Source organism: Acetobacterium sp. MES1 (genome assembly GCF_002237635.1).
GTDB lineage: Bacteria > Bacillota > Clostridia > Eubacteriales > Eubacteriaceae > Acetobacterium > Acetobacterium wieringae.
Window position 1 is genome coordinate 1 of sequence record NZ_MJUY01000041.1, and the last position, 10,472, is coordinate 10,472.

8 protein-coding genes and 1 rRNA gene are annotated in these 10,472 nt (G+C 42.1%); all 9 read right to left on the reverse strand.

Features of this window, described 5'->3' with window-relative positions; genetic code table 11:
- Positions 1-144 (reverse strand): 16S ribosomal RNA (locus BI182_RS12030); the annotation flags it as partial.
- A 593-nt stretch (positions 145-737) separates the two neighbouring features.
- Positions 738-2,204, reverse strand: coding sequence for a lysine--tRNA ligase (lysS, locus tag BI182_RS12035; RefSeq protein WP_250933556.1), 1,467 nt, complete (start codon positions 2,202-2,204; stop codon positions 738-740).
- A gap of 11 nt (positions 2,205-2,215) precedes the next feature.
- Positions 2,216-2,698 (reverse strand): transcription elongation factor GreA, encoded by a 483-nt coding sequence (greA, locus tag BI182_RS12040; protein WP_070372684.1) that lies wholly within the window; start codon positions 2,696-2,698, stop codon positions 2,216-2,218.
- Between the two features lie 80 nt (positions 2,699-2,778).
- Positions 2,779-4,050: a serine--tRNA ligase gene (gene serS / locus BI182_RS12045; RefSeq protein WP_070372685.1), complete on the reverse strand. Its 1,272-nt coding sequence runs from the start codon at positions 4,048-4,050 to the stop codon at positions 2,779-2,781.
- 36 nt (positions 4,051-4,086) lie between these two features.
- Entirely contained in the window at positions 4,087-6,828 is a 2,742-nt protein-coding gene (locus tag BI182_RS12050) for a UPF0182 family membrane protein (protein WP_286808246.1), read from the reverse strand.
- Between the two features lie 150 nt (positions 6,829-6,978).
- The gene (locus tag BI182_RS12055) at positions 6,979-7,611 is read right to left on the reverse strand and encodes a M15 family metallopeptidase (RefSeq protein WP_286808247.1); all 633 of its coding nucleotides are present in this window, start codon (positions 7,609-7,611) and stop codon (positions 6,979-6,981) included.
- Positions 7,612-7,759: 148 nt separating this feature from the next.
- The gene (locus BI182_RS12060) at positions 7,760-8,449 is read right to left on the reverse strand and encodes an ABC transporter ATP-binding protein (RefSeq protein WP_250933562.1); all 690 of its coding nucleotides are present in this window, start codon (positions 8,447-8,449) and stop codon (positions 7,760-7,762) included.
- On the reverse strand, positions 8,442-9,605 hold the full coding sequence (locus tag BI182_RS12065; RefSeq protein ID WP_286808250.1) for an ABC transporter permease: 1,164 nt from the start codon (positions 9,603-9,605) through the stop codon (positions 8,442-8,444). The genes BI182_RS12060 and BI182_RS12065 overlap by 8 nt, the downstream gene beginning before the upstream one ends.
- Positions 9,589-10,254 carry a cobalamin B12-binding domain-containing protein gene (locus tag BI182_RS12070; RefSeq protein WP_070372689.1) on the reverse strand — a complete coding sequence of 222 codons (666 nt, stop codon included), beginning with the start codon at positions 10,252-10,254 and terminating at the stop codon, positions 9,589-9,591. The genes BI182_RS12065 and BI182_RS12070 overlap by 17 nt, the downstream gene beginning before the upstream one ends.
- Positions 10,255-10,472 lie beyond the last annotated feature (218 nt).

The window sequence follows — 10,472 nt, forward strand, 5'->3', positions numbered from 1 at the left end:
AGGTTACCCACGCGTTACTCACCCGTTCGCCACTTTCTAGGATTTCATTCCCCCGAAGGGTCATTCCATCCCGTCTCGTTCGACTTGCATGTGTTAAGCATACCGCCAGCGTTCGTCCTGAGCCAGGATCAAACTCTCAATAAAAAGTTTGTATTTAAAGCCGTTAGGCTTTTAAATGCTGTCTCATTTTGAATAAAGCGTATTTTATACTCTACCGAGTTAATGTTTTATAGAGTTCATCTCTCTGTTTCTATTTTAGCCGCATTCATCCTCGCGGATGTTTTGGCTGTTTTACAGGTTTTATGGTACTATTCTCTTTTCTATGACCGCCGTTCTGCAATCGTTTCCGACCGAAGAAGCTTTTCTATTATATCGTCGTTTCCTATGATTGTCAAGCTGTTTTTTGAAATTCTTTTTTGTTCATTTCAATGTTTCAGCTGTGTCCGCTGCCTCACTCGAGACAACTTCATTAGTATACGCTCTTTTCACCATCCTGTCAACTGGTTTTTGAAAGTTTTTTAAAACTTTCTTCCGCCACCTCCTAAATTCGCTATTATCGGCTTATCGGCAGGTTTCAAGTGTGCTTAATTAACTGTTTTTCTGGGACGTCTTGTTTATTTACCCTTATATTTATAATATAAACGCAAAAATCAAATATTTTATTATTTTATTTATTCTTCTTTTCAAAATAAAGGAGCTTAAAACACTAAGCCTTAAGCTCCTTCTACATTTAATGATCAGTCAATGGGTTTCATTGTCGGGAAAAGAATAACATCTCTGATACTATGTTGATTGGTGAATAACATAACCAATCGATCAATTCCAATCCCTAAACCGCCAGTAGGTGGCAGACCGACTTCCAGGGCATTAATAAAGTCGGCATCAAAAGGATGCGCTTCATCGTCACCGTCGGTTTTCTTCTGAACCTGGGACATAAACCGTTCTTTCTGATCAATGGGGTCATTGAGTTCAGAAAATGCATTAGCACATTCGGCGCCGTTAATGTAAAGTTCAAATCGTTCGGTGTAGCGTGGGTCTTTGGGGTCTTTCTTGGCCAGTGGCGAAATTTCGACCGGATGCATGGTTACAAAGGTTGGTTGGATCAGTTTATCTTCCACGAATTCGTCAAAGACTTCAGCCATAATTTCACCAACACTGTTTTTTCCATCCACATCCACATGCAGTTCTTTGGCAGCGGCTAGGGCCACTTCAACATCAGTCATCACATCAAAGTCCACATTGGTGTGCTCCTTAACTAAGTCAACCATTCGTGCCCGTTTAAACGGTGCTGCTAAACTGATTTCCTTATCGCCGTAAATAACAGTTTCTGATTGATTAACTTCTTTAGCCAAAAAACTGTAAAGTTCTTCAATCATTTTCATGAGATCATCATAATTGGCATATGCCTCATAAGATTCCAGCAGTGTGAATTCCGGGTTGTGGGTGGCATCCATGCCTTCGTTTCTAAAAACCCGACTCATTTCATAAACCTTATCAAAACCGCCTACGATTAGTCGTTTAAGTGGCAACTCCAGGGCAATCCGACAATATAACGTGATATCCAGAGCATTGTGGTGGGTAATAAAGGGTCTGGCGTTGGCCCCGCCAGCCAGATTGGAAAGAACCGGTGTTTCCACTTCAATGAAATCACGGGAGTCATAAAATTCTCGAATCTTTCGCATAATCAGCGAACGTTTCTGAAATACATCCTTAACTTCCGGATTTACAATCAGATCCACATAACGCTGGCGGTAACGCAGTTCCATATCTTTGAGACCGTGATATTTTTCCGGCAGAATCTGTAGTGATTTGCTCAGCAGTGTCAGTTCGGAAACCCTTACCGAAATCTGACCCATTTTTGTTTTGAAAATTTCGCCTTTAACACCAACAATGTCGCCAATGTCATAGGTTTTAATTTCATCATAAATGTCTGGCAGGGCGTCTTTTTTCAGAAATAACTGAATTCTCCCGGTAGAGTCCTGAAGATCATAAAAAGACACTTTTCCCTGGCCCCGTTTGGACATGATCCGTCCTGCCATGGTTACTTCTTTTTCTTCATAGTCATCATATGCGGCTTCTACTTTTTTAGCATGAGCACTCACATTAAAACTGGTTTGTTCAAAGGGATTCTTCCCGGCATCCTGTAAGTTTTTTAATTTATCTCTTCTTATTTCCAGAAGTTCACTTAGGTTTTCTGTTGTCAATGTCTACTCCTCTATCTTCGTATTTCTAAAATCTGATATGCTGCTTCGCCGTCAGGAATCTGAACCTTTACGGTATCGCCAACCTTTGCTCCCAGCAGTGCCGAACCGATCGGAGACTCATTTGAAATACGGTTGTTTTTAGGATCGGACTCTGCTGATCCAACAATTTTATATTCTGCGACAAAGTCCAATAACGGATTTTTAATTTTTACGATACTTCCAACACCAACATCTTCGGTATGAATATCCTTATCGTCAATGACTACCGCAATTTTAAGCTTGTGCTCCAGTTCTGAAATTCGGCCTTCTACAAAACCCTGTTCATTTTTCGCTTCATCATATTCAGCATTTTCACTTAAATCTCCGAACTCCCGGGCTGTTTTAATTCGGTCTGCGACTTCATGGCGCTTTACCGTTTTTAAATATTCCAATTCCTTTTTTATGTTGTTAAAACCATCCTCGGTTATAACTAACTCTTTTGCATTCATACTCATTATTTCCTCCATCTGACACGATCTTTATTCTCAATCACAAGTGTCATTTATTTTTAATTTTTATCTAAATTAACTTTTACTTACTTGCCAATTACCGTTTTTCCCCACATATAATGCACCAGTTTTTCGGGAACCATAACCGAACCATCAGCCTGCTGGTAATTTTCTAAAATAGCGGCAAAGGTTCTGCCGACAGCCAATCCTGAACCATTAAGGGTATGTAAAAAGCGGGTTTTCCTGGTTTCGCCATCTCTGAAGCGTATGTTTGCCCGCCGGGCCTGGTAGTCTTCAAAATTTGAACAGGAGCTGATTTCGACATAGCGGTTATAACTTGGCATCCACACTTCAATATCATAGGTTTTTGCCGAGCTGAAGCCCAGATCTCCGGTGCATAGTTCAACTACCCGGTATGGTATCTCCAACAATTGTAAAATCCGTTCAGCATTATTTGTTAATGATTCCAGTTCTTCATAGGAGCGATCCGGATGAACAAATTTAACCATCTCCACCTTGTCAAACTGATGATTACGGATTAACCCCCGGGTATCACGACCGGCTGATCCCGCTTCCTGCCTGAAACATGGAGTATAGGCGGTAAAGTACTTGGGTAGTTCTTCTTCTGTCAAAATTTCATCACGATAGATATTGGTTACCGGCACCTCTGCGGTTGGCACCAGAAAAAAGTCCTTGCTTGGCAAATGAAAAGCATCCTCTTCAAACTTGGGCAGCTGTCCAGTCCCAGTCATACTTTCCCGATTCACCATAAATGGTGGGGAAATTTCAGTATAATGATGCTCATCACAGTGGGTGTGCAGCATAAAGTTAATCAGCGCTCGTTGCAATCGTGCCCCATCACCTTTGAACATACTGAAACGAGCACCGGTAATTTTGACCGCCCGTTCAAAATCCAGAATGTCCAGATCCACTCCAATGTCCCAATGCGCTTTGATCTCAAAATCAAATGTTCGGGGTTCGCCCCATTTTCTGATTTCCAGATTATCGGTATCATCCTTCCCAACCTTAACTTGCGGGTTGGGAATATTGGGGAAATTCAGCAACTGCATTTTGATTTCATCATCAATTGTTTTGACGGCTGCATCCAAATCTTTAATCGCATTGGAAAGCTCCTTCATCTCGGCGAAGATCTCGGTACAATCCTTGTTTTCTTTCTTGAGTATCGGAATTTGTTTGGACACCACATTCTGGCGGCTCTTCATTTCTTCAACCTGGCCCAATGTCTCCCGACGCTTTTCGTCCAAAGTGGTAATCACACTGAGATCATATTGACCTCGTTTGTCCAGACCTGCCTGGACTTCTTCTTTATTTTCTCTGATGCGCTTTATATCGAGCATTTTTTCCTCCTGCTTTTAATTTCATATGATCTTATCCTACTGAGTTGCCCCAGAAAGTTGCGAAAGTTGAGCCAGAACCTGTTCCAACTCATTTATTTTTTGTCCATATCCCGCCCAATTACCAGCCTTTTGAGCTTCTTGAGCTTCTTTAAACAAAGCATTTGCTTTGGTGATTAATTCTGCGGTGGTTGCTGTACTACCCGTACTTTGAGTTGGTATTGCAGTGCTTAGCAGTTCCTGAATGTCAAAAACCTGGGCCAGTGCCAACTCCAGCGAGTCTGCCATAACAATTTCATTCTGGTACGAGACCACAACCTTTTTTAATTCCGGCAGATTGTTTTCTCCACCAACCGCTTGAATGTAAATCGGTTCCACATAGATAATTGCATTTTCAATGGGAATCGACATCAGATTTCCCCGTAACACCCGGGATCCCTGTTGGCCCAGTAAGGTTAATTGCGGCGAGATGATCGTATCCTGATCGATCCGCTGTTCAATTTGCATTGGGCCATAAATCAGCTGTTGTTTGGGGAACTCATATAAAATCAACTGCCCATAACCCGGCCCGTCTGATACTCCGGCCAACCAGGCAATCATGTTATCCTTATCCTTGGGTGTAAAGGGAACGGTCAGCATGAATTCAGGCTGACGATCCGGAAGCTCCATGATGGTGTAAGCCGATTCGACCGGAACCTCTGCTTTCTCGGTTTCATAAAACTGAGTCGCCGTTTCCCATTGATCTTCCTTGTTATAGAAGACCCTGGCGTTTGACATATGGTAGGTTTTGTAAATATCCGATTGAATGTCAAACATCGTTTTTGAATAGCGCAGGTGTTGTTTAATGCCCTCCGGCATTTCTGATAGATCTTTCAAAAATCCCGGAAATATTTTACTGTAAGTTTCCAACACTGGTTCATCATCAACTTTATAGAAGGTCACATCGCCATTATAAGCGTCAACAACGACCTTCACAGAGTTACGGACATAATTATTGCCAGCACCATCATAGGGTTGCGAATAGGGATAGCGATCGCTGGTGGTGAAGGCATCGACGATCCAATAGAGTCGGCCTTCGGAGATTACCATATAGGGATCATGTTCATAGCTTAAAAATGGCGCAATTGTTGCGACACGTTCTGAAATATTGCGGTGGATCAGCATCTTACTGTCGCCCGTAATTTCATTTGCCAAAAGCAATTCTGACGAACCATGATAGAGGGCAAATGCCAACTTATTGAAAAAGGTCATTGGTATGCCCGCCGTCCCGGTATAGGTAACTTCCTGGTTATTATCACCCTGGGGATAATCAAACTCGGCAGTGGTACAGTTGGTGACGACATAGCCGTAGTCATTTTCACCAAAATAAATCCGGGGTTCCTCTATTACCAGTTCACTGACATCCGTCACCGGCGGAATATCTTTAACAATCAGATCCGGTTGTCCAACATTGTTGGTTTTGTTGACCGGAGATACCGCCACGCCAAAGCCGTGGGTATACTTCAAATGCTGATTGACCCAAGTCTTCGCTTCTGCAGGGAGTAACGTATTATTCATTTCCCGAGCACCCAGGAATACCTGAGTATAAACCCCATTAACAAAATAACGATCCACATCGACATCATAAAACTGATAGTAGTTTCGGATTCCCTGGAGGGAATTATACATCTCCTGGGTCGGTATTTGATCGTTGATGGTTATATTATCGATGGTAATCTTGTTTTCTTTAATATCTTTGGCCGTTATTTCCTGCGTTCCTGAAAACTCACGGGTTTCAACATTGGCTAAATCATAGGCCTGCTGGGTATATTCAATGTTATTGGTAATATACGCTTCTTCTTTTGTAAACTGATTTGGAATAACAATCAGTGATTCATAAATCCCCTGGGCCGCACCGCCAAGAATAACCACCACCGCGAACAGAACCGGACCAGCCCCCATGACAAGATATTTTTTCTGATACCCGGCAACAATGGAAGTCACTGCCAATACCAGGCATAAAACTGCTTTAATAATGATGACCTTCAGTCCGACATCAATATCTGCCGCACCGGCTCCAAAGACAATTCCTGAGGTTGAATACAGCAGTTGAAATGCTTCTAACAGGCTACCAATCGACAGGATTAAAAAAAGCACTCCTAAAAAAATGCCAATCTGTTTCGATGCAATCTCGAGATAGGATTTGAATATCCCCTTTGCATTGACTTTAATGGATTCAAGATCTTGTTCGCGGTTAAACTCAATTTTTTTTCCCTGATAAAGAATATAGGCCGTATATAAAAATGTCAAGACGACAATGACCGCAAAGAAACCGATAAAAATAGCAAAAACTTCCTGATATAATGGCAATCCAAAAAAATAAAGAGCCAGATCCTGATTGAAAATAGGATCGGTCAAATTAAACTGAGTCTGATTAATAAATTCGAGTATTTGGTACCATAACCGGTCTGAAATCAGAATGGTCAGAAAAAAAGCAACCACACCACTCACACCAACGGCAACAATATTCTGCTTTTTCGTCGCTTTCTGAACACTCCCTAAGTACTTTGCTGAAATGCGATTAAGCAACTTTAAATAAAAAAACAAAATCACGACCAAACCAATAAAGATCGGAATGCCGATTTGTGTTTTCGTCACCAGTTCCTTAAAGAAAATCTCGGTATACCCCATTTCCACAAACCAAAGATAATCGATATAAAATTGGTTCAGCGATAATAAAACGGCGAAAATAACTAATAACACCCCTAATCCAATCAAGAGTGTTTTATTTCTTTTTCTCATTTTTTTCTTCTTTCCTGATCGTATCATATTTTTATCTAATTTTATTATTATATCACATTTCTTATAGTTTTCATTAATAAAATGCACTATTTCCAGCTAATAAAGCACCTTTAATAGTTTGAACCGCATAATTGATAATTCTTCAAAACATCAGCCTTGAATCGGAAAGTCGAAATAGGTTTCAGGATACGGTTCGTCAGTTAAGGTAAAATGCCACCACTCCTGCTGCATCGGTTCAAATCCTTCTGAACGCATCAGATAACGAAGCTGAACCCGATTTTTACTTTGCTCCAGGGTCAGATGGTCATAATCGCTGTAGGAGACTTCCGAGAAGAAATCAAAAATTCCTCCCATATCAATTTCAACCCCTGTTTCAATATTGACCACTGTCAGATCCACGGTGCTGCCCCGGGTATGAGAAGATTCTGCGGCGATAAATCCACCCTCAAAAACTTCCTGGCGGGTTTTTTCTGGATAATAGATGCTTTTAGTTTTATTGTTTTCTTCCTGTTTTCCCCAGCGGACAAAATGATCCACTGCCCGTTTGGGTCGATATCCATCAAACACTTTTAATCCAAATCCTTCTTCCAGCAGTTGTTTCTGAACCCGCCCCAGTGCGACTACGGCTTTTTCAGTCAATAAAATGATTGGTGCTTCATAACCGTCAATTCTTTCACCCACGAAGTTATCGCCGGTATAATATTTTACGTCCGTCATAATTCCGGGAATTTCCATTGAAATATCCACAAAGTCATTGGGCCGAACAATCATAATTTTCTTCATTGATTCTCCCCTACTTTAAGCGCAAAATGTCTATCTTCCTATTTTATACGATGACTGACATGATTACCAGTAATAATTAACAAAATCAATGAACACGTTAATAATCCTCACTCTTCCAATTACTCCTGACAAATCCAGAATACTCCGATCATTTGACAATGTCCAATGAAATACGGCCATCCAGAATTTCGACAATGCGGTCTGCTTTTTCAGCAACCCGTCGATCATGGGTGATAATAATGAAGGTGGTTCCCAGTTCCTGGTTGATTTTCCGAAAAAGTTGATAAATGCTGTCGGTTGTCTGGGAATCCAGGTTTCCAGTGGGTTCATCGGCCAGAATAATTTTCGGCTGATTCATCAGCGCTCTGGCAATGGCCGTCCGTTGCTGCTGACCTCCTGACATATTGGTTGCCAGATTATTTTCCACCTTTTCAAGTCCCACCAGATTCAGTATTTCCCTCGCTCTATCCCGACTCTTTTTACCCGCCTTTCCATTGGCAATCCGATAGGGCATCAGCACATTTTCCAGAGCGGTAAACTCCGGCAGCAGATAATGAAACTGGAAAACAAAACCCAGGGTTTCATTGCGCAAATCACTCAAACGTCCTTTAGACATGTTTTTGGTGGATACCCCATTGATAATCACATCCCCTTTAGTCGGGCGATCCAGGGTCCCCAAAATATTGAGAAGGGTGCTTTTACCACTGCCTGACTCGCCAATAATGGCATTAAACGACCCCGTTTTAAAACCCAGATTCAATTCGTGTAATGCCACCGTTTTAATTGTTTTGCCATAAACTTTATTTACACCTTTGACTTCAACCACATAATTATCCATTTTTAATTACCTCCATGGGATCAAGTTTGGATACGCGAATAGCTGGAATCAAGGCTGCCAGAGTGGAAGCTGCGACAGCAATCCCCGCTGAAATTCCAATGAAATTCCAGTCAATAAAAAAGGTCACCAGGGATGACCCATCGGGATTGGTAACAAAGGTGGCAAAAGACCAGCTTAGGCCAATTCCCAGACCAACGCCCACAAGCGCTCCCAGAACACCAAGCAAAAATCCTTGAAACAAAAAAACCAGGCTGGCTTTCGGATTATGCATTCCCATTGCCTTTAAGATCCCAATCTGCTTGGATTTTTGAACCACACTGATTGCCAATACACTGGCGATTCCCAAAACAACCGAAATCATCACAAAAACCTGGATCATCAGACTTGACGCGGTTTGCCCAGAAAGACCGGATAATAAAGCAGCATTTTCTTCTTTCCAGTTTGTCACCACTAAGGTGTCTTCATTTAAGCGTTTCTCAATCTCTCCGGCCACTTCATCGGCAGCAAATACATCGTTTACCTGCATTTCGATCTGTGAAACACCTTCGCCCGTTTCCAGAAATGCCTGAACCGCACGATCATTACTCAAAATCCATGATTCATTTAACGATTTTACCTGCAAATCAAATATTCCTGTGATCAGAAATTTACCGGTTTTTCTGGCGGGGGTGATCAATTCAATTGTATCTCCGACGCTCAAATTCAAATTTTTTGCAAAATCCTCTCCAATTATGATTTCATTGTCATTGGTTGCCAGCTCCCCTTTGACAATCCGATCTGATATTTTATAGATTCCCTGAGCTGCTTTCCAGTCAAACCCACGGAGGAGAATCGTAGCAGACTCATCGGCTGTGTTTAGAATAGCTGGCCCCTGCGTAACTGCCACCAGATTTTTTATTTCTTCAGGATTAGTAGCTTTGATGGTTTTCGCTTCTGCCTGAGAATCCAAAATATAAGCGCCATCTTCCTGTGGTGAAACGGTAATTTGAGGAGCACTGCCCACCGTTTTGTCGACCAGGCTTTTTTGGAGGCCGGTGATCAACGAACCAATAAATATCTGAACCGACACTCCAATGGCGATGCCCAATACAATTAGTGCCGTCTGTCCCTTACTGGATTTCAAAAATCGAAGGGCGATATCAAATGCCAGTTTCATAATTTTCCCACCCTTCTGAGATCCTTACCACAGCGTCATAGCCATCGACATAATAATTCCCACCGATTTCTTTTACCACCGTCAAATTATCTTTAAATGCCGCACCGCCTAAAATAATGGCGGTTTCACTTCCCATGATTTTTCGGACATCTTCGATGGTACGTTTGGCGGCAACCAGATTAAAATAATTACTGACTCCCATGGCAATAGCCTCCGGGCGCAGCCGCACCATTGCCTGCAGGAGCGCTGCTGGCGGTGTATTGCCACCTAAAAAATAGACCTGATGACCACATAAGATAAAAAAATCAGCAATCATTCGGGCCCCAATATCATGGTATTCCTCGGACGGACAGAAAACCACAATTTTCTTCCGGCCGCTTTTGAAACTGTTTCGCATTCCTTCATTCACGACCCGGGGATAACAGTACTCAATGACCGTTCGAACCACCGAAGTTCTAAAATGTTCTTTCCAGATCGCTACCGATTCTCTTCGCTCTTCCAATTCCATTTTGTTTTGAGCCGGAATTAACAACTCCGTGTACAGCTCGACAATTCCCACCTTACCGGTTTCCAGAGCGTCGAGGGCAACCCGTACCGCATTGGGTTTATCATCATTTTCCAGACACTCCACAAATTTTTCGTATAACATATGCACACCACCCAAATTTAAATAGATTATCAAACATTTATACCCTGATATTTTTTTAAAAAACATCCTCTATCGCTTAATTTGTATTAACTCAATCAGCACCACCCGTCTAACGGGTGGTTTGCTCTGAGGCTATAAGCCTCTGTTACCGGCCGGCGCCTCAAGACGCTGGCCTTCACTTCGTTCAGGCTCTATGGCCTTTGCCACTTTTGCTTGCC

Bases quoted from the DNA above. Each gene is read 5' to 3' on its own strand.
- greA (WP_070372684.1), bottom strand. From the start codon at position 2,698: ATGAGTATGAATGCAAAAGAGTTAGTTATAACCGAGGATGGTTTTAAC.
- serS (WP_070372685.1), bottom strand. From the start codon at position 4,050: ATGCTCGATATAAAGCGCATCAGAGAAAATAAAGAAGAAGTCCAGGCA.
- BI182_RS12050 (WP_286808246.1), bottom strand. From the start codon at position 6,828: ATGAGAAAAAGAAATAAAACACTCTTGATTGGATTAGGGGTGTTATTA.
- BI182_RS12055 (WP_286808247.1), bottom strand. From the start codon at position 7,611: ATGAAGAAAATTATGATTGTTCGGCCCAATGACTTTGTGGATATTTCA.
- BI182_RS12060 (WP_250933562.1), bottom strand. From the start codon at position 8,449: ATGGATAATTATGTGGTTGAAGTCAAAGGTGTAAATAAAGTTTATGGC.
- BI182_RS12065 (WP_286808250.1), bottom strand. From the start codon at position 9,605: ATGAAACTGGCATTTGATATCGCCCTTCGATTTTTGAAATCCAGTAAG.
- BI182_RS12070 (WP_070372689.1), bottom strand. From the start codon at position 10,254: ATGTTATACGAAAAATTTGTGGAGTGTCTGGAAAATGATGATAAACCC.